General features: G+C 58.8%; 19 protein-coding genes. 9 read left to right on the forward strand and 10 right to left on the reverse strand.

The genetic code is table 11. The features are described from left to right. From GHO03_RS03885 to gloB, 5 genes are all read right to left on the reverse strand, one after another. A complete protein-coding gene (locus tag GHO03_RS03885) occupies positions 1-1,074 on the reverse strand; it encodes a microcin C ABC transporter permease YejB (RefSeq protein ID WP_153399199.1) in 1,074 nt (357 codons plus the stop codon). After that, positions 1,075-2,916: an extracellular solute-binding protein gene (locus GHO03_RS03890; protein ID WP_095001703.1), complete on the reverse strand. Its 1,842-nt coding sequence runs from the start codon at positions 2,914-2,916 to the stop codon at positions 1,075-1,077. Further along, on the reverse strand, positions 2,913-4,718 hold the full coding sequence (locus tag GHO03_RS03895) for an extracellular solute-binding protein (RefSeq protein ID WP_372241704.1): 1,806 nt from the start codon (positions 4,716-4,718) through the stop codon (positions 2,913-2,915). The genes GHO03_RS03890 and GHO03_RS03895 overlap by 4 nt, the downstream gene beginning before the upstream one ends. A 180-nt stretch (positions 4,719-4,898) precedes the next feature. Beyond that, a complete protein-coding gene (locus GHO03_RS03900; protein ID WP_095001701.1) occupies positions 4,899-6,299 on the reverse strand; it encodes a lytic transglycosylase domain-containing protein in 1,401 nt (466 codons plus the stop codon). A 97-nt stretch (positions 6,300-6,396) separates the two neighbouring features. Continuing rightward, the gene (gene gloB, locus GHO03_RS03905; protein ID WP_153399203.1) at positions 6,397-7,176 is read right to left on the reverse strand and encodes a hydroxyacylglutathione hydrolase; all 780 of its coding nucleotides are present in this window, start codon (positions 7,174-7,176) and stop codon (positions 6,397-6,399) included. 109 nt (positions 7,177-7,285) lie between these two features. On the opposite strand from gloB, the gene GHO03_RS03910 reads away from it, so the two are divergent. From GHO03_RS03910 to GHO03_RS03925, 4 genes are all read left to right on the forward strand, one after another. Next, complete coding sequence (locus tag GHO03_RS03910; RefSeq protein WP_095001699.1) at positions 7,286-8,044, forward strand: class I SAM-dependent methyltransferase; 759 nt, start codon at positions 7,286-7,288, stop codon at positions 8,042-8,044. A gap of 86 nt (positions 8,045-8,130) precedes the next feature. Beyond that, the gene (gene rnhA, locus GHO03_RS03915) at positions 8,131-8,583 is read left to right on the forward strand and encodes a ribonuclease HI (protein ID WP_095001698.1); all 453 of its coding nucleotides are present in this window, start codon (positions 8,131-8,133) and stop codon (positions 8,581-8,583) included. After that, a complete protein-coding gene (gene dnaQ, locus GHO03_RS03920) occupies positions 8,576-9,334 on the forward strand; it encodes a DNA polymerase III subunit epsilon (RefSeq protein ID WP_095001697.1) in 759 nt (252 codons plus the stop codon). The genes rnhA and dnaQ overlap by 8 nt, the downstream gene beginning before the upstream one ends. Positions 9,335-9,401: 67 nt before the next feature. Beyond that, complete coding sequence (locus GHO03_RS03925; RefSeq protein WP_095019315.1) at positions 9,402-9,977, forward strand: GNAT family N-acetyltransferase; 576 nt, start codon at positions 9,402-9,404, stop codon at positions 9,975-9,977. A 53-nt stretch (positions 9,978-10,030) separates the two neighbouring features. On the opposite strand, the gene GHO03_RS03930 is transcribed toward GHO03_RS03925, so the two are convergent. Continuing rightward, positions 10,031-10,942, reverse strand: a complete 912-nt coding sequence (locus GHO03_RS03930; protein WP_153399205.1) for a LysR family transcriptional regulator — start codon at positions 10,940-10,942, stop codon at positions 10,031-10,033. A gap of 171 nt (positions 10,943-11,113) precedes the next feature. Continuing rightward, the gene (locus tag GHO03_RS03935; RefSeq protein ID WP_095001694.1) at positions 11,114-11,335 is read right to left on the reverse strand and encodes a hypothetical protein; all 222 of its coding nucleotides are present in this window, start codon (positions 11,333-11,335) and stop codon (positions 11,114-11,116) included. Between the two features lie 196 nt (positions 11,336-11,531). Between GHO03_RS03935 and GHO03_RS03940 the strand changes: the two genes are divergently transcribed. Then, entirely contained in the window at positions 11,532-12,080 is a 549-nt protein-coding gene (locus GHO03_RS03940) for an NADPH-dependent FMN reductase (protein ID WP_095001693.1), read from the forward strand. A gap of 63 nt (positions 12,081-12,143) precedes the next feature. On the opposite strand, the gene phnX is transcribed toward GHO03_RS03940, so the two are convergent. After that, entirely contained in the window at positions 12,144-12,971 is an 828-nt protein-coding gene (phnX, locus tag GHO03_RS03945; RefSeq protein WP_153399207.1) for a phosphonoacetaldehyde hydrolase, read from the reverse strand. A 72-nt stretch (positions 12,972-13,043) separates the two neighbouring features. Then, a complete protein-coding gene (locus GHO03_RS03950) occupies positions 13,044-14,153 on the reverse strand; it encodes a 2-aminoethylphosphonate--pyruvate transaminase (protein ID WP_095001691.1) in 1,110 nt (369 codons plus the stop codon). A gap of 113 nt (positions 14,154-14,266) precedes the next feature. On the opposite strand from GHO03_RS03950, the gene GHO03_RS03955 reads away from it, so the two are divergent. Continuing rightward, positions 14,267-15,124 (forward strand): LysR substrate-binding domain-containing protein, encoded by an 858-nt coding sequence (locus tag GHO03_RS03955; RefSeq protein WP_095001690.1) that lies wholly within the window; start codon positions 14,267-14,269, stop codon positions 15,122-15,124. Positions 15,125-15,168: 44 nt separating this feature from the next. Here GHO03_RS03955 and GHO03_RS03960 read toward each other — a convergent pair whose 3' ends face one another. After that, on the reverse strand, positions 15,169-16,038 hold the full coding sequence (locus GHO03_RS03960; RefSeq protein ID WP_095001689.1) for a LysR substrate-binding domain-containing protein: 870 nt from the start codon (positions 16,036-16,038) through the stop codon (positions 15,169-15,171). Between the two features lie 291 nt (positions 16,039-16,329). Between GHO03_RS03960 and GHO03_RS03965 the strand changes: the two genes are divergently transcribed. The 3 genes from GHO03_RS03965 (at position 16,330) to GHO03_RS03975 (ending at position 19,874) form a co-directional block, all read left to right on the forward strand. After that, the gene (locus tag GHO03_RS03965) at positions 16,330-17,655 is read left to right on the forward strand and encodes an MFS transporter (protein WP_153399209.1); all 1,326 of its coding nucleotides are present in this window, start codon (positions 16,330-16,332) and stop codon (positions 17,653-17,655) included. 15 nt (positions 17,656-17,670) lie between these two features. Then, on the forward strand, positions 17,671-19,062 hold the full coding sequence (locus GHO03_RS03970; protein ID WP_095001687.1) for an FAD-dependent oxidoreductase: 1,392 nt from the start codon (positions 17,671-17,673) through the stop codon (positions 19,060-19,062). 107 nt (positions 19,063-19,169) lie between these two features. Continuing rightward, the gene (locus GHO03_RS03975) at positions 19,170-19,874 is read left to right on the forward strand and encodes a YebC/PmpR family DNA-binding transcriptional regulator (protein WP_016782338.1); all 705 of its coding nucleotides are present in this window, start codon (positions 19,170-19,172) and stop codon (positions 19,872-19,874) included. Position 19,875 lies beyond the last annotated feature (1 nt).

A 19,875-nucleotide genomic window follows, 5' to 3' on the forward strand; every position in this document is an offset into this window, starting at 1 on the left:
TCAATGCTCCCTGCTTTCAAAGTCGATACGCGGATCGACCAGGGTGTATGAGAAGTCACCGATCAGCTTCACCACCAGCCCGACCAGCGTAAAGATAAACAGGGTGCCGAAGACAACCGGGTAGTCGCGATTGATAGCAGCCTCGAAACTCATCAGGCCCAGGCCATCGAGGGAGAAAATCACTTCGACCAGCAGTGAGCCGGTAAAGAAAATTCCGATAAAGGCCGACGGGAAACCGGCAATAACCAGCAGCATGGCATTGCGGAATACATGGCCATAGAGCACCCGGTGGTTGGTCAGGCCCTTGGCTTTGGCAGTGACGACATACTGTTTGTTGATCTCGTCGAGAAAGCTGTTTTTGGTCAGCAGGGTCATGGTGGCGAAGTTGCCGATAACCAGTGCCGTAACGGGCAAAGCCAGATGCCAGAAGTAATCGAGAATCTTGCCGCCCAAGCTCAGTTCGTCAAAGTTGTTGGACGTCAGGCCGCGCAGGGGGAACCAGTCCAGGTAACTGCCCCCGGCAAACAGCACGATCAGCAGGATGGCAAACAGAAAGGCCGGGATGGCGTAGCCGATGATGATCAGTGAACTGGTCCAGACATCAAAGTGGCTGCCGTGTCGCGTGGCCTTGGCGATCCCCAGGGGGATCGACACCAGGTACATGATCAGGGTGCTCCACAACCCCAGCGAGATGGAGACCGGCATTTTCTCCTTGATCAGGTCGATGACCTTGGCGTCGCGGAAGAAGCTTTCGCCGAAGTCCAGTCGGGCGTAGTTTTTAATCATGATCCACAGGCGTTCCGGCGCCGACTTGTCGAAACCGTACATCTTTTCGATTTCCTTGATCAGTTCCGGATCCAGCCCTTGGGCGCCACGGTAGTTGGAGCCAGCCACCGATACTTCCGAACCACCACCGGCGATGCGGCTGGTGGCGCCGTCAAAGCCTTCGAGCTTGGCGATCATCTGTTCAACCGGGCCGCCGGGGGCCGCCTGGATAATGATGAAGTTAATCAACAGAATCCCGAACAATGTCGGAATGATCAGCAGCAGTCGCCTGAAAATATAAGCCAGCATTTAAGGCTCCTGGCTTGCGCTTGAAGGTTTGGTAGAGGGCGCAGGTTTTGCGTCAGGTTTGGCCCACCAGGTGTTGGTGCCGATATCGTATTTGGGCGTAACTTCGGGATGGCCGATATGGTTCGAGTAGGCCACGCGCCAGGTTTTGATATGCCAGTTGGGGATCACGTAGAAGCCCCACTGCAACACACGGTCTAGCGCCCTGGCATGGTTGATCAGGCTTTGCCGTGACTCGGCGTTGATCAGGCCCTCGGTCAACTGGTCGATGGCCGGGTCCTTGAGGCCGATAAAGTTTCGGCTGCCGGGTTTGTCGATACTTTGTGATTCCCAGTACTCGCGCTGCTCGCTGCCGGGTGAGCTGGACTGCGGGAAGCTGCCGACAATCATGTCGTAATCCCTTGAGCGCAGGCGGTTGAGGTATTGGGAGGTGTCGACCCGGCGAATCTGCAAATCGATGCCCAGGTCGCTGAGGTTGCGCTTGAACGGCAGAAGGATGCGCTCGAATTCGGTTTGTGCCAGCAAGAATTCGATCTTCACCGGCTTGCCCTGGGCGTCGACCATCTTGTCATCGACGATGCGCCAGCCGGCGTCTTGCAGCAGTTGGTAGGCGCGGCGCTGTTGCTCGCGAATCATGCCGCTGGCGTCGGTGACGCTGGGTTTGAACACCTGGCTGAACGCCTGCTCGGGAATCTGGCCGCGCAAGGGCTCCAGAATGGCCAGTTCAGCTTCGGTCGGCGGCGCCTTGGCGGCCATTTCCGAGTTTTCGAAGTAGCTGCCAGTGCGCGCATAGGCACCGTTGAACAGTTGCTTGTTGGCCCATTCAAAGTCGAACAGCAGGCTTAGCGCCTCGCGTACACGCACATCCTGGAACATTGGCCTGCGCAGGTTGAAGACAAATCCCTGCATGCCTGTTGGATTGTGGTTGCGGATTTCTTCTTTTTTCAGGCGGCCCTGAGTAAATGCCGGAGAGTTGTAGGCTCCGGCCCAGTTTTTGGCGCTGATCTCCAGCCAGTAATCAAACTGACCGGCCTTGAGGGCTTCGAAGGCAACGCTGTTGTCGCGAAAGTAATCGACCGTGATGGCATCAAAATTGTACAGGCCCTTGTTGATGGGCAGGTCCTTGCCCCAATAGTCCTTGTTGCGCTCGTAGCGGATCGAGCGCCCGGGCTTGATCTCGGCGATGGTGTAGGGGCCGCTGCCGGGAGGGATTTCCAGGTTGCCCTTGTTGAAGTCGCGGGTTTCCCACCAGTGCTTGGGCAGAACCGGGAGCTGGCCAAGGATTAGCGGCAGTTCACGGTTTTTGTTGTGCTTGAAGGTGAATTTCACTTGCAGCGGGTTTTCCGCGATGGCCTGGTCGACATCGCTGTAATAACCCTTGTACAGCGGCGAGCCACTTTTCATCAGGGTATCGAAGCTGAACACGACATCTTCGGCGCGAATCGGATGGCCATCGCTGAACTTCGCTTCCGGGCGCAGGTAAAACCGCACCCAGCTGTTATCCGGGGCTTTCTCGATTTTCCCGGCAATCAGGCCGTAGGACGTAAAAGGCTCGTCGAGGGTTTGCCGGGCCAGGGTATCGAAGGTCAGATCAATGTCGTCGGCTGGCACGCCTTTATTGATAAACGGGTTGAGGCTGTCAAAGCTGCCCAGCGCAGACTTGCGAAAGGTACCGCCCTTGGGGGCTTGCGGGTTGACGTAGTCGACATGCTTGAAGTCGGCAGGATATTTCGGCGGCTCGTCATAGAGGGTCAAGGCATGCTGGGGAGCGGCCATGGCCGTGCAGGCAAAACCGGCAAACAACAAGCTGGCAAGGGGCTTTAGCCATGTACGCAAAGGCATCATTGTTTTTTCTCCGTAGGCTTAAGCCACCACGCGCTGAGGCCCAGGGTGTAGGGCGGCGTAGTCACAAAGGCGAACCGGTTGCGGTACGCCAGGCGGTGATAGTTCAGATACCAGTTGGGAATGATGTAGTGCTGCCAAAGCAACACGCGGTCCAGGGCCTGGCCGGCAGACAATTGCTCGTCGCGGGTCCGTGCGGCCAGCAGGCGCTCGAGCAGTTGGTCCACCACCGGGCTGGCTACCCCTGCATAGTTTTTGCTGCCCTTGACGTTGGCCTGGCTGGAGTGGAAGTACTGCCACTGTTCAAGGCCGGGGCTCAGGGTCTGGTCAAGGGTCATCAGGATCATGTCAAAGTCGAACTGGTCCAGGCGCTGCTTGTATTGCGCGCGATCCACGGTGCGCAGCCGGGCATCGACGCCAATGCTGGCCAGGTTCTCCACATAGGGTTGCAGGATGCGCTCAAGGTTCGGGTTTACCAGTAATATTTCGAAACGCAGGGGTTTGCCTTCACTATTGACCAGGCGCTGGTCCGACAGTTTCCAGCCGCTTTCATCCAGCAGTGCCAGTGCCTGGCGCAGAGTTGCGCGGGGGATGCCGCGGCCGTCGGTTTGCGGCAAGGTAAAGGCCTGGTTGAACAGTTCGGGCGGTAGTTGGCTGCGCCAGGGTGACAGCATCAGCCACTCATGCCCCTGGGGAATGCCGCTGGCCGAGAATTCGCTGTTGGGGTAATGGCTCACGGCGCGCTGGTAGGCGCCGTTGAACAGGGTGCGGTTGGTCCATTCAAAATCAAACATAAGGCCCAGGGCCTCACGGGTTTTGTTTTGCGCAAAGGTGGCGCGGCGACTGTTCATAAACAGCCCCTGGGTTTGTGTCGGGATCTGGTGGGTAATTTCGGCCTTGATCACATCGCCGCGGCGTACCGCCGGGAAGTTATAGCCATTGGCCCAGTTCTTGGCCTGGTGCTCGATGTAAATGTCGAACTCGCGGGCCTTGAACGCCTCGAAGGCGACATCGCTGTCGCGGTAGAACTCCACTTCAACCCGGTCGAAGTTGTATTTGCCGCGGTTGACCGGCAGGTTGGCGCCCCACCAGTTCTTGACGCGCTCAAAGACCAATTGGCGCCCGGGGGTAACCCGGGTAATGCGATAGGGGCCGCTACCCAGCGGTGGCTCGAAGGTGGTGGCTTTGAAGTCGCGCTTTACCCAGTAATGCTGGGGCAACACGGGCAGTTCGCCCAGGCGCAAAATCAGCAACGGGTTGCCTGAGCGCTTGAAGACAAAACGAATTCGTTTGGGGCCCAGGATATCGACCCGCTGGACTTCCTGAAGATTGGTGCGGTACTGCGGATGACCTTCTTTTAGTAACAGGTCGTAGGAGAAGGCAACATCGTAGGCAGTGATCGGCGTCCCATCATGAAAGCGGGCTTCGGGTCGCAGGTTAAAGACGACCCAGCTGCGGTCCTCGTTGTACTCCACTGATTGAGCGATCAAACCATAGCTGGATGTTGGCTCATCGCCGGAGGGGGCATATTGGCCCGTACCGGCCATCAGGGTTTCGTTGAGTTCATTGACCCCGTACTGCAGGAAGTTGGGAGTCGAAACCGGGCTGGTGCCTTTGAAGGTGTAGGGGTTGATCGTGTCGAACGTGCCGAACGCCATGACCTTCAAGGTGCCGCCCTTGGGGGCGTCAGGGTTTACCCAGTCGAAATGGGTAAAGGTGGCGGGGTACTTGAGTGTGCCGAACTGCGCATAACCGTGGCTTTCGCTCAGGTTTGCGCTGGCGGTGAAGCTCAAGGCCAGGCAGATAAATAGCGTAAGGAGGGGACGCGTCAAGTCAGAGATCCGATCCAGGCATTGGGCTTAAGGTTTCCGTACAGTAACAGCTTGTATCTGTAGGAAAAAGGCCACGCTGGTAAGCACGACCGGCAAGCTGCGGCCTACTTTTGTGTAGGAATCAGCTTGCCCGCGGGGATGTCAGCGCTGTGCTTATCGGGGTTTGGAAACGGTCAGCATTTGCCCCGGCTTGAGGGCTTTTGCGCTGTTTGGATTCCAGCGCTTGAGATGCTGCATTTCAACGTTGAAACGCTTGGCCACCATATACAGCGAGTCGCCTTTCTGGACCTTGTATTGGGTCGGCTTTTTGCCCGAGGGCTTGCGTGTGTCCTGCATCACCAGGACCTGGCCGGCCTTGAGGTTGTTGCCGCTGAGCTTGTTCCAGTGTTGCAAGTCTTTGACATTGACCTTGTTGGCCTTGGCAATCAGGGTCAGGTTGTCGCCGCTCTTGACCCGGTACTTGCGGTTCAGGCGAGCTGGGGATGTGCTTGCAACCTTGTCAAATACCGGCTTGTTGGGGCGCAGACTGACCAGTTGGTCGGAGCTGAGATTGGACAGGCTGGCAGTCAACAGCTGGGCTTTGGCCGTAGGTACCAGCAGATGCTGGGGGCCATCGGTGGTGGCGCGCTGTTTGTAGGCCGGATTGAGCTGGAACATTTCGTCTTCGTCGATTTCGGCCAGGGCTGCCACGCGGGACAGGTCCATGGACTGTTTGATCTCGACCATTTCGAAGTAGGGTTCGTTGGCGATCGGGTTCAGGTTGATGCCGTAGGCTTCAGGGGCCAGAACCACTTGTGACAGGGCCAGCAGTTTTGGCACGTAGTCTTTGGTTTCCTGCGGCAGTGGCAGGTTCCAGTAGTCGGTCGGCAGGCCGAGCTTTTCGTTGCGCTCGATGGCCCGGCTGACGGTACCTTCGCCAGCGTTGTAGGCCGCCAGGGCCAGCAGCCAGTCGCCGTTGAACATGTCATGCAGACGGTTCAGGTAGTTCAGGGCTGCCAGCGTCGAGGCGGTAATGTCACGGCGACCATCGTAGGCACGGGTTTGACGCAGGTTGAAGTAGCGGCCTGTCGACGGAATGAACTGCCAGAGCCCGACCGCATTTGCATGGGAATACGCCATTGGGTTGTAGGCGCTTTCAATGGCTGGCAGCAGGGCCAGTTCCAGCGGCATATTGCGTTCTTCGAGGCGCTCTACAATGTAGTGGATATAAAGGCTGCCGCGCTCGCCCGCATTCTCGAGAAACGACGGGTTGCTCGCAAACCACAGGCGCTGTTGTTCAATTCGGGGGTTGACGTTCTGGCCGTCCTGCAACTTGAAACCCTGGCGCATGCGCTCCCACACATCTTGAGGGGGGAGGGGGCTGGGCTTCTGGCTGAGCCAGAGTGGATCCTGGGGAATGCGTTTGGCGATTTTAAGGCTGGCCCGCTCCGTGGTCTGCGCCGAATGATCCATGGACTGGCAGCCCGCGAGCGTGGCGCAGACAGCCACCGCAATGGCTTTGACCATGCGCGTCAATGCGTCTGAATTGATGGAGTTACCTTTAAATGACGACATTGTTTTGAAAAAAGTCAGGAAAAAATGTCGGGGGATTCTAGAAAGCAGGGGGGGCGCGGTCAACTGTTGAGAATTTTTGTTCTGACCGCGGCCGGTTTTAGAACCTGTCTTTCCAGCTGCGCAGGCTGGCGAAGACCGCACTGGGCGAGTCGTTGTCGCGGGAGTTCCACTCGTCAGCTTTTTCTTTAACAGATGTTTCGTGGACTCGCAGAAAGGGATTTGTGCGTAGTTCCAGTGCCATAGATGATGGCAAGCTGATACGACCTTCAGCCCGCCACTGCGTGACTTGCGCTACACGCGCGGCAATATCCGGGTTGTTCGGTTCCACGGCCTGGGCGAAGCGCAGGTTGCTCAAGGTGTATTCGTGGGTGCAGTACACGCCGGTGTGGGCGGGCAGCGCGGCCAGGCGAGTCAGGGAGTGATGCATCTGTTCCGGGGTGCCCTCGAACACTCGGCCACAACCCGCGGCGAACAGGGTGTCGCCACAGAACAGCAGGGGCGCCGTCAGGTCTTGGTGATAGTAGGCGATATGCCCAAGCGTATGGCCGGGTACCAGCAGGATCTGGAACTCCAGGCCCAGTACCTCGATGCGGTCGCCGTCGTTGAGTGCCACTTGTCGGGCCGGTATGGTCTCAAGCGCCGGCCCCCAGACCTTCGCGTTAGTGTGTGCGTGAAGTTGCGCGACACCGCCTACATGATCGAAATGGTGATGGGTGATCAGAATGTCGCTGAGGACCCAGTCCGGGTGCCTGGCCAGCCACTCCAGAACAGGCGCGGCATCACCCGGGTCGACCACGGCGCAGCGCTTTTGGGTAGTGTCCTGTAACAACCAGATGTAGTTGTCGTTGAAGGCGGGCAGGGCGTCGATCTGTAACATGGTGCAATTCCCAAGTGTGAAACAATGGCGCATCTTAGGGGCTGTTGACGTTTTATTGCGAGTCGCGTCGTCAGGGCTTGCGACAGATAAAGGGCGAGTTGGAGGAGCAATGACCGATAAAGCATTGGCTCAGGCTGATCCTGAGTGGCTGGCACTGATCAGTTCGGCGCGTGAGTGGCTGTCTGGCCCCCATGGGCAGTTGTTGCTCGAAGATGAGCAACGGGTGCTTGAGGACGAGCTGGGACGCTTTTTCGGCGGCTATCTGGTGCATTACGGCCCTGCTGCCGACACCCCGCCCAAGGCCCCGCAGGTTCAGCGCAACGTACGCTTGGGCGCGCCATTACCGGGTGTTGAAATCATCTGCGAAGAACAGGCCTGGCCATTGTGCGAGCACGCTGCCGACGTGGTGGTGCTGCAGCACGGGCTGGATTTCTGTCTGTCGCCCCACGGTCTGTTGCGCGAAGCGGCCAGCAGCGTACGCCCTGGCGGGCACCTGCTGATTGTCGGGATCAACCCCTGGAGCAGCTGGGGCTTGCGCCATGTCTTCGCCAAGGATGCCCTGCGCAAGGCACGCTGTATCTCACCTTCACGGGTCGCCGACTGGCTGAACCTGCTGGGCTTTGCGCTGGAGAAACGCCGCTTCGGGTGCTATCGTCCGCCGCTTGCTTCCAAAGTGTGGCAAAGCCGCTTGTCCGGCTGGGAACGCAAGGCCGGTAGCTGGCAATTGGCAGGTGGCGGCTTCTATGTATTGGTTGCTCGCAAAATGGTGGTGGGCTTGCGCCCTGTCAATCCGATGCGCCGGGAACCGATGGGCAAGCTGATTCCCTTGCAGATGGCCAAGGTCAATCGGCGCCACACAGACTCCTAAATTTATGTTGGGCCGGGTTTGCCCGGCTCAGGTGCTGGCCATTGCTGATGGTCAGGCCATAAGCAGCCTTACCTGGATAGTTTGCAATGATTGATAGCGTTGAAATGTTCACCGATGGTGCCTGCAAGGGCAATCCTGGCCCGGGTGGCTGGGGTGCCTTGCTGATCTGCCAGGGTGTCGAGAAAGAGCTCTGGGGTGGCGAGGCCAATACCACCAACAACCGCATGGAACTGATGGCCGCCATTCGCGGGCTTGAAGAGCTCAAGCGTCCGTGTGAGGTGCTGCTGGTGACTGACTCGCAGTATGTGATGAAAGGCATCACCGAGTGGATGGTCAACTGGAAAAAACGCGGCTGGAAAACCGCCTCCAAGGAGCCGGTAAAAAATGCCGACCTGTGGAAGCTGCTCGATGAGCAGGTCAGTCGTCACACCGTGAAATGGCAGTGGGTACGCGGTCACATCGGCCATCCCGGCAACGAGCGCGCCGACCAGTTGGCCAATCGTGGGGTCGATCAGGTACGGGGAATCAAGCATGCGTAGTGTTGTACTCGATACCGAAACCACCGGTATGCCGGTCACCGACGGCCACCGGGTGATCGAGATCGGTTGCGTCGAGTTGATGGGGCGCCGTTTGACCGGTCGCCATTTTCACGTGTATCTGCAACCCGACCGTGAAAGTGACGAAGGCGCCATTGGCGTCCACGGCATTACCAATGAATTCCTGGTGGGCAAGCCGCGTTTTGCTGAAGTCGCCGATGAGTTTTTCGAATTCATCAAGGGCGCACAGCTGATTATTCATAACGCTGCGTTTGACGTGGGCTTCCTCAACAACGAGTTTGCCCTGATCGGCCAGACCGATCGCGCCGACCTGACTCAGCACTGCACCATCCTCGATACCCTGGCCATGGCACGGGCCCGTCACCCGGGCCAGCGCAACAGCCTCGATGCGCTGTGCAAACGCTATGGTGTCGACAACTCGGGCCGTGAGCTGCACGGCGCCTTGCTCGACTCCGAGATCCTGGCCGACGTTTACCTGACCATGACCGGTGGCCAGACCAGCCTGTCGTTGGCCGGGAATGCTTCTGACGGTAATGGCTCGGGTGAGGGGTCGGGCAATCAGGCCAGCGAAATTCGCCGCCTGTCGGCGGACCGTCAACCGGGCCGGATTATTCGTGCAAGTGAAAGCGACTTGACCGAGCATGCGGCTCGACTTGAAGCCATTGCCAAATCGGCTGGCGGCCCGTCGTTGTGGGCGCAACTCCTCGACGCGAAAGGGCAGACGCTGCAGTAACCTGGCGCCTACCTGACTGCCGCTGCCGCTTATTGTCAGCGTCGACGACAGGAAAGAAGGATTTTTCATGCATCTGGTTATCAACCCCCAAGACCCTCAAGTCTCGGTACGCCTGGCCGACGAGGGTTTTGCGCCCTATGTCTGGTGCAACGATTTCAGCTTTGAAGTTCGTGCCTATGCCCGTGCCGACCGGTATAAAAAGGTCGAGCATTGGCCGCTGGAGCTGATTACGCCCTATCGCAAGTGCTACGGCATCGACCCGGATGAGTTCGCCAGCTACCGCGGTGGCAAGGGCAGCGACATCTTTATGGCGTATCTGGACAACCAGCCCGTGGGGCATGTGGTTGTAAGCACCCACTGGAACGGCTTTGCCCATGTCGATGAACTGGCCGTTATCGCGGGCGCCCGTCGCCACGGTGTGGCCAGGTCATTGCTGGAAGTGGTGAGGTTCTGGAGCCATAAAAAAAACCTGCCGGGGATCATGCTCGAGACCCAGAACAACAACCTGGGCGCCTGCCGGTTGTATGAGCGTTGCGGGTATCAGGTAGGGGGCATCGATGATTTGCGCTATCGCGGTATTGACCCACAGACCCGTGAAGTGGCTATTTTCTGGTATTTGATATTTGAGCGCAGGGATCTGTAGCAGTTGTCGAGCTCTGCGAGGCTGCGTTCGGCGGCTGCTACAGGGCTCGTGTTTTAAAGCACCACCAAGCCCTGATCCGCCAGCAATGCCTCGGCCTTTTGCCGCACAATCTCCAGCAAGGCATCCAGTGCCAGCCCGTGCCGGGTGCCTTTGCGTGTAAGCGCATAGAGCGTCACCGGGATCGCCGGTGAGATCGGGCACACATCCAGCCCGTTTGCCCTGGCACCCACTGCCGTGAACGGGTCGACCAGCGCCAGTCCTTCTCCCGCTTCGACCATGCTGCGCATCATCTGGTAACTCTGCACCTGAATCTGCACCACCGGTGCCGGACGCAAGGCTTGCAGCTTGCTGTCGAGCAGGCGGCTCAACGGGTCGTGCTGATGCAGGCCGATCATTGCCTGTCCCGCCAGCTCTTGCAGTGCGATGTATTTGTGCTTGGGTGACAACCAGCCATGAGGCGCCAGAAACTGCACCTTGCCTTGAACCAGTGGCTGAGATTCGATCCCGGATTGCTCCGATTGCTGCAGGCTCAAGCCCAGATCGCATTCGTCCATTAACAGACGGCGCACAATTTCGGCGCAAGGCTGGCTGCTCAAGGTTGTCGGGGTATCGGGAAAGCGCCGTCTGAGGGCGCCTATGCAATGAGGCAGCAGCGGTTGGGCCAGGGTTTCGCTGCAGGCTATGCGCAAGGCCGGTTCCTGATGCTGGCGCAGCTCGTTGCCCAGCTGGCGCAGAGGCTCAAGTGCCTGGTACAGCTGATTGATAAGGGGTTGCAGCACAAGGGTGTCGCGGGTGGCTTGCAGCCTCCCGCGAATACTGGCAAACAGCATAAAGCCCAATTGCTGTTCGGCTTCCTGCAGCGTTGCGTTGAGGGTGGCCGTGGGCAATTGCAGCAATTCGGCAGCATGGCCGAGGTTGCCGGTTTGCAAGATTGCTTGAATCACTTCGATGTGGCGTAGACGCATACTGGTGTCCTGTCTCGCAAATACTGATCCTTTTTGACGGCGTCTGTTGTCGTCAAAAAGGATCGTAATCATGAGGCCGGACACCAGTGCCCGGCAGATGAGGTTTCAGCGTTGCGAAGCCTGATCCGTCTCTCATCCTTTGACTTCAACCTGTACGCCCTGAGTGGCAGGTCAGGCTGCGACGACGGGCGACGGGTCGCGAACCAGAATGACACCCGACTGCACCAGCTCGAAGTTGTTGTCATCGTTCTTTTTGACACGATCGCCAATGGCCAGTTTGTAGGTCATTACGGGTTGATCGCCGGTTGCTTGTGAATCTTCAAACTCATGCACGGAATAGACGCGACCTTCCGCATCTCTTGCATGAAATTGTCCAACGAGAACTGCCGCCATTTGTAGAGAACCTCTGGAGATAAACACCCAATTTGCGGTTCTGTAGACCGTTGTTCAGCAGGGGAAGTTTAACCATGTGAAAAAAATAGTCCCCCTACTTTACAGGCTTGCAGGCCGATAGGGTGAACTGGGGTGCAAGAAAGCCGTCCGATCATCTATAACTACTCTTCCTACAGCTACTGACTCGGGGTTTTCCATGAGCAAGGTCTACAGCGTTGCAGTGTTGGTTGGCAGTTTGAGGAAGGATTCCCTCAATCGAAAAGTGGCTCAGGCTCTGGCCGAGCTGGCTCCGCCAAGCCTGAAACTGTTTATTGTCGAAATCGGTGAGCTGGCGCTTTACAACGAAGACATTGATGGTGCGTCGCCACCTGCGCCATACACGGTTTTTCGCGATCAGATCCGCCCGGCCGATGCCATCCTGTTTGTGACCCCCGAGTACAACCGCTCGGTGCCAGGGGTGTTGAAAAACGCCATTGATGTCGGTTCGCGGCCCTATGGGCAGAGTGTGTTCAGTGGCAAGCCGGGCGCGGTGATCAGCGTTTCGCCTGGGGCCATTGGTGGCTTTGGGGCTAACCATCACTTGCGCCAGTCGCTGGTGTTTCTCGATGTGCCGTGCATGCAGCAGCCTGAGGCCTATCTGGGAGGAGCCGGTGATGCGTTTGATGCATCCGGTAAACTGTCGGATAAAACCCGACCGTTTTTGCAGAAATTTATCGATCAGTTTGCCGGGTGGGTAGAGCGCTAGGACTACAGCAGTCGCAAGCCGCAAGTCAGAAACTTGCAGCTTGCAGCTATCAACCTGCAGCTATCAGCTGCTCTGCGGCATCTCGCCCTTGGCCAGGCGCTGGTTGATATCGCTAATCACTGCGGGCAGGTCGCTGATGGTGTCGATCAGATAGTGGGGGCGAGAGCCGGCGAACAGGGCGTGAATGCGGTTGCGTTCGCTGTCCAGGGTTGCCGGGGCCAGTGCCTTGTAATGTTCCCAGGTCAGGCCCAGGGCGTTGCCCGAGCACACCAGCGCCACGGTCCACATGCCGGCGCGGCGACCTTCAAGAATGCCCGGTACGGTGTCGTCGATCTTGACGCAGGCACCCACATCATCAATGCCCAGCGCGATCACGTTGGCCAGTGCCTGGGCCGGCCAGGGGCGACCGTTAGGGACTTCATCGGTGGCCACGACGTGGTCGGCCACATAGCCATTGGTGGCGGCCAGTTCAACCACTTTGGCCATGACCTGCGCGGGGTAGCCCGAGCAGGAACCGATCTTGATACCTTGCTCACGCAGTTGGGCAATGGTGTCCAGTGCGCCGGGAATCAGGGCCGAATGCTCGGCGATCTTTTCGATCTGCAGCGGCATAAAGCGCTCATAAATCGCGGTGACGTCATCGTCGGTCGGTGCACGGCCAAACACTTTTTTATAGCGCTCGGTTATCTGCGGCTGATCACACAGGGTACGAATGTGGTCCCACTTGCCCATGCCCATCGGCCCGCGAGCTTCTTCGATGGACACCTGCACGTCAAACTCGGCAAAGGCTTCGACAAAAATCTGGGTTGGGGCGAACGAGCCGAAATCGACCACGGTGCCGGCCCAGTCGAGGATGGCGGCTTGCAGCTTGCTCGGGTTGGTGTAGTTCATGTCTGTTAATCCTGTAAGAGCGGGCTGTGCCGCACGATATAAATAGGGTTGTTCTAGCCTGTTCCTGCACCATCAAATATCGAAGACTTCCATTTCCTGCAGCACCTGGCCTATGGCGTCTACGGCTGCCTGCATCTCGGCCTGATTGACGTGGCCGATGCAGCCCACACGAAAAGTCTCAACCTGGGTCAATTTACCCGGATACAGGATGAAACCCTTGGCCTTGACCCGCTCGTAGAACTCCTTGAACTGATAGCGGGGGTCTTTTGGCGCATGGAAGGTGACGATAATCGGCGCCTGGATAGCCTCGGGCAGAAAACTGCTAATGCCCAGTTTGGCCATGCCGTCGAGCAGGGCCTGGCAGTTGTTGGCGTAACGCTGATGGCGGGCAGGCAAGCCGCCTTCTTCGTTGTATTGCAGCAGTGCCTCGTGCAGGGCGGCTACCACATGGGTCGGCGGGGTAAAGCGCCATTGTCCGGTTTTGCTCATGTAAACGTGCTGATCGTGCAGGTCCATTGCCAGTGAATGGCTGTTACCGGCGGCATTGCCCAGGGCTTCTTTGCGGGCGAATACAAAGCCCATGCCGGGCACACCTTCGAGGCATTTGCCGGAGGCAGCGATCAATGCATCAAAAGGGACTTGCCGGGCATCGATCGGCAGGGCACCGAAGGAACTCATGGCATCGATGATCAGGCGTTTGCCGTGCTGAGCGATCACTGCGGCAATGTCGGGCAGCGGGTTAAGGATGCCGGTGCTGGTTTCGCAGTGGATCAACGCCACGTGGGTGATGCTCGGGTCTGCATGCAGCAGGCGGTCGACGTCTGCCGCCGTGGTGGGCTCGTCTTCAGCGGTTTCAAAGGTGCTGTAGCGACGGTCCAGCACTTCGCAGATTTTCGCCAGGCGTTTGCCGTACGCACCGTTGATCAGCACCAGTACATTGCCATCCCGTGGTACCAGGGTGCCGATGGCGGCTTCGACGGCAAAGGTGCCGCTGCCTTGCAGGGGCACGCAGTGATGGCTGTCGGCGCCGTTGATAATGGCCAGCAGTTGCTGGCACAGGCTGGCAGTCAGCTGGTTGAAGCTGTCATCCCATGAGCCCCAGTCAACCATCATCGCCTGGCGGGTACGCGCCGAGGTGGTCAGTGGGCCAGGGGTCAGCAGGATCGGCGCGGCAGTACTCATTCTGAATTCCTCACAAGCATGGGATGGCTACTTGGTACAGGACATAAATTGCAGTTTGTGTTGATATCAATCAAATTGTTTGTTGTTATGCCTGCCATCAGTGAGGCTTATAAATGAATTTATTCCAGCTCCGTGCGTTTGATGCCGTGGCCCGCGAGGGCAGTTTTACCCGGGCTGCGGCCCGGCTGTTTATCAGCCAGCCGGCGGTGACCGGGCATATCAAGGCGCTTGAGGAGCACTACCAGATCACCTTGCTGCGGCGTACGGCGCGGCGGGTGGAGTTGACTGAAGAAGGCACCAAGCTGGCGGCCATCACCCGGGCCATGTTCGGTTTGGTGGATGAAGCGCAGGTCATGCTGGAGGCCAACCGCCAGTTGCTCACCGGGCGACTTGAGGTGGCGGCCGATGGTCCGCATCTGGTGATGCCGATGCTGGCAAGCCTGCGCGCACGTTATCCGGGGGTTACCGTGAATTTGCGCCTGGGCAACGCTCAGGAAACCCTGGCGGCGTTGCTGTCGGAGCATGCCGATGTGGCGGTGCTGACCGAAGTGGAGCCGCGCAAGGGCCTGGCCTTGCGTGCGCTTAACGAGTCACGGATTTGTGCGCTGGTTCCCGCCAACCACCCGTGGCTGGCCTTGCCTGATGGCATCGCGATCGGGCAACTGGATCAGGTGATCATGGTGCTGCGTGAACCAACCTCGATTACCCGTCGCACTTTCGACAATGCCTGTGAGCAGGCTGGAGTCAATCCACGGGTATTACTGGAACTGGACAGCCGGGAGGCGGTGACTGAAGCCGTCGCTGCGCAGTTGGGTGTGGGCATTGTGTCGTCGGTGGAAGTCAGTCATGACCCCCGCGTGCGTGCGGTACCGATCAACGGCGCGGGGCTGGTCAACCTGCATATGCTCGGCTGTATGGAACGGCGGGCCGAGTTGCGGTTGATCAAGGCGTTTATGGAGCTGGCGGTGTGATTTGTGCGGGGATAACACGCGTAGCAGCTGCTACGAATGGTGTGTTACAGGTCTGCCCGCACAATCTCCAGAAACGTTGCCACTACCCGCCGTGAGCTCTGCTCCTGCAGGCACACCAGGGTTTCGGTCAGGCGCCTTTTGCAGTCGATGATGGGCAGGGCGCACACCCGGGAGTCCGAGCCAAACTCCGCCGCCGATACCACCCCCACGCCAATCCCGACCACCACTGCTTCACGCGCCGCTTCACGACCCTCTACCTGGATCGCGGCGCGGATGCGCAGGCCGGCCTGGCTCATTTCTTCTTCCAGGGTTTGCCGGGTTACCGAACCGACTTCGCGCAATACCAGCGGTGTGTCATCCAGGTCGGCCAGGCAGATCGAACGGCGGCTTGCCCAAGGGTGCGTGCGTGCTACAAACGCCACCATCGGGTCGCTGCGCAAGGGCACGCTCAGCAGCCGGTCATCATTCACATCGCGCCCCAGCAGGGCCAGGTCTGCCTGGTAGTTGAACAGCCGCGCCAGACATTCGTCGGTGTTGCCTGTTTCGATTTTTACCGTGATCCCGGGGTAGCGCTGGCAAAAGCGGGCGATTTGCGGCAACACATGAACAGGGGCGTCCACGGCCAGGATCAGGCTCCCGGTTTGCAGGGCCTGGGAGTCCTGCAGTAACTCCTGGGCCTCGGCCTGTACCCCGAACAGGCGCTGGGTGATGCTCAGCAACCGCTCACCCAGGTCGGTAAGGCGCACCGAGCGCTTGTTGCGGTGGAACAGCAACACCCCGAAGCGTTCTTCAAGTTTTCTGACCTGATCGGAGATGGCCGGCTGGCTTAAAAACAGACGTTCGGCAGCCCGTGTGAAACTGCCGTGAACGGCGACGGCATGAAAGGCCTTCAACTGCGCATGGGAAACTGACATTGAAAAACCTCTTACAAGCTGAGCTTATGAGTGAAATACGATAAATCGATTTTACCTATTAGTCAGTAATTGCTTTGATCGACCTCAGCCCGGCGTTATGTCCTCGATAACGGTGGGTCGCGACACACTGATGTGCAGCCCCTAACTCCAACAAAAAACGGGCCGTTCAGGGTGTGTCTGTCAAATACGGCTCTTGTCTGAAGGGCGGTATTGAAGTGCTCAACACAATAAAAAAACAGGCGTTCTCTTCTGATTCTGCCGGCACATTCCACCTCTGAGGTCAGACCCGACATGAACAACTCCTTTGCCACCATCAAGCGCTGGCGCGTGCAGATTTTTGCCATCACCTGGCTGGCCTACGCGGCCTTTTACTTCACTCGCAAAGCCTTTTCCGTGGCCAAACTGGGGATTGCTGATGACCCCGGCTTTCATCTGGACAAGATGGCAATGGCCAACCTCGATGCCATCTACCTGGCAGCCTACGCCGTAGGGCAATTTACCTGGGGCATTCTCGCCGATCGCTTCGGCCCGCGGGTTGTGGTGCTGGGCGGCTTGATCATCTCTGCACTGGCGGCGTTGGTGATGGGCACTTACGCCACCTTGCCGATCTTTGCCACCTGCATGCTGATCCAGGGTCTGGCGCAATCCACCGGCTGGTCGGGGCTGTGCAAAAACATCGGCAGCTTTTTCCCGGCGCAGCAACGTGGTCGGGTGCTGGGACTGTGGAGTTCGTGCTACGCCTTTGGCGGGCTGGTGGCCTCACCCTTTGCCGGGTGGTGGGCGTATACGCTGATCGGCAGCTGGCATGCGGCGTTTATTTCCAGCGCGGCGGTGGTGGCGCTGGTGGCGGTGCTGTTCTTTATCTTCCAGCGCAATACGCCGCAAGATGTCGGCCTGCCGGCGGTTGAGCCCGAGCCGCCAATGAGCGCCGATGAAATCGCTGCCGAAAAGCGCATCAGCGTTTGGGCACCCTTGCGCGAGATCATGCGCAATCGCACGGTGCTGACCCTGGGTCTGGCGTACTTCATGCTCAAGCCGGCACGCTACGCGATTCTGCTGTGGGGGCCGGTGATTGTGTTCGAGCAAATGCCGCAAGTGGGCAAGGTCGGCGCCGCGATTATTCCTACGGCCTTTGAGTTGGCGGGTTTGCTGGGGCCGATCATGATCGGCCTGGCCTCCGACAAGCTGTTCGGTGCCCGGCGCATGCCCGCCTGCATTTTGAGCCTGTTGGCGCTGACCGTTTCCCTGGCGTTTTTCATGGGTGCACTGCATTCCGGCAGCGTGGTGCTGGTGGTGGCCTTGCTGTTTGTCATGGGCCTGACTCTGTATGGGCCTGACTCCATGATCAGCGGCGCTGCAGCCATTGATTTCGGCACCGCCAAAGCCGGAGCCACGGCGGCGGGGTTCGTCAATGGCTGCGGCTCGGTCGGGGCGATTCTGGGCGGCCTGCTGCCCGGTTATTTCGACACGGTCACGGTGTTTATCGTATTTGCCTGCTGCGCGCTGTTTTCCTCGTTGGTGCTGATTCCGCATAGGAACAGCCGACCTGCGGGGCTCAAAGCCGCGTGCCCGTTTGTGCCCAATCATCCATTGCTGATCAAGCCTTTACGCACCTGAGCAGGAGAATGACCCATGCGACCTTTTTGGCTGGAACAGGCACTGGCCCTGGAAAATGAAGCACCCTGCGAGGCGCTGGCGGGTGAAACCCGTGCCCAGGTGTGCATTGTGGGGGGCGGTTATACCGGGTTATGGACGGCGATCATGCTCAAGGAGCAAAGCCCTGAACTGGATGTGGTGCTGATTGAAGCCGATATATGCGGCGCAGGTGCCAGCGGGCGCAACGGTGGCTGTGCGCTGTCATGGTCGGCCAAGTATTTCACCCTTGAGCGGTTGTTCGGGGTGGAGGAGGCCGTGCGGCTGGTCAAAGCCTCGGAACAGAGCATTTACGCAATCGGTGCATTTTGTGAGCGCTATGGTGTGGAGGCTGATTACCGCCTCGATGGCACGTTATACACCGCGACCAATCAGGCCCAGATCGGATCGACGGATGGCGTGATTGCTGCGCTGGAGCGCCAGGCCATCAACTCGTTCAGCAAGCTGGCGGTTGATGAAGTGCAGCGCCGGGCCGGTTCTGCCCAGCATCTGGAGGGCTGGTTTTCTCCCGCTGCTGCCAGCGTACAGCCTGGCAAACTGGTGCGTGGTTTGCGTCGGGTGGCCTTGCAGCTGGGGGTTAAAATCCACGAAAACACGCCAATGACCGGGCTGGAAGAGGGCGCGCCGGCGCTTATCCGCACGCCTGGCGGAAGCATTCGTGCTGACCGCGTGGTGCTCGCGATGAATGCCTGGATGGCCCGGGCATTCCCGCAGTTCGAGCGCAGTGTGGCGATTGTCTCCAGCGATATGCTGATCACGGAACCGCGCCCGGACCTGCTGCAGGACATCGGCCTGACCAGTGGTGTCACCGTGCTCGATTCGAGAATATTCGTGCACTACTACCACAACACCCCGGACGGACGAATCATGTTGGGCAAGGGTGGCAATACCTTCGCCTACGGCGGGCGCATGCTGCCTGTGTTCGATCAGCCGTCGCCCTACGCCGGGCTGCTGGGCAAAAGCCTGGAGCAGTTCTTTCCGGCGTTTGCCGGGGTTGGGATCGAGGCGACATGGAATGGTCCTTCAGACCGCTCTGTCACCGGTTTGCCGTTTTTTGGTCAGATGAGCAGCCACGGCAATGTGTTTTATGGCTTTGGTTATTCGGGCAGCGGGGTGGGGCCTTGCCATATGGGCGGGCAGATTCTCGCCTCGCTGGTGTTGGGGCTGGCCAATGACTGGACCCGCTCGCCGCTGGTCAACGGACCGTTGGGGTATTTCCCGCCCGAACCCATTCGTTACCTGGGGTCGCTGATGGTGCGCAACGCCATTCGGCGCAAGGAACGGGCCGAAGATCATGGCCGCCGACCTCGGCATCTCGATGTGCGCCTGGCCAGATTTGCTGCGGCGGCGGGCAAGGCTGACAAGGGTTAAGCAGGTATCAATTGGATTTTTTGGTCGATTGCCGACTTCTTGCCGTATAAACTTGCGCCCATTCGACGGCCGACAGGCTGCGACACACCAGATTGAGAGAGTGAGTAATGGGCGCACAGTGGAAGGTTAAACATAAAGCGGACGCCGCCAACAGCCGCGGCAAGATTTTTGGCAAGCTGGCCAAGGAATTGACGGTTGCTGCGCGCAACGGCGCCGACCCGGACATGAACTCGCACTTGCGTCTGGTCTATGAGCAGGCCAAAAAAGCCTCGATGCCGGCTGACACCATCAAGCGCGCGATCAACAAGGGCGCCGGTATCGGCACCGAGGCCGTGCAATACCACCGCGTTACCTACGAGGGTTTCGCTCCCCACCAGGTGCCGCTGATCATTGAGTGCCTGACGGACAACATCAACCGTACCGTCGCTGAAATCCGCGTGGCCTTCCGCAAGGGCCAACTGGGCGCTTCAGGGTCGGTGGCGTGGGACTTCAATCATGTCGGCATGATCGAGGCCAAGCCTGATACCCCGGACGCAGACCCTGAAATGGCCGCGATTGAAGCCGGTGCCCAGGATTTCGAAGAAGGCGAAGAAGAAGGCACGACCTTGTTCATCACCGAGCCGACTGACCTCGACGCTGTACAGAAAGCATTGCCCGAGCAAGGTTTTACCGTGGTTTCAGCCAAGCTGGGCTACCAGCCGAAAAACCCGGTAAGCGGTTTGACGGACGAGCAAATGGCCGAAGTACAAGAGTTTCTGGCCAAGCTGGAAGAGCAGGACGACGTGCAGGACATGTTTGTAGCGTTGGCGTAAG

Source organism: Pseudomonas sp. FSL R10-1339 (assembly GCF_009600545.1).
Classification (GTDB): Bacteria; Pseudomonadota; Gammaproteobacteria; order Pseudomonadales; family Pseudomonadaceae; genus Aquipseudomonas; species Aquipseudomonas bubulae.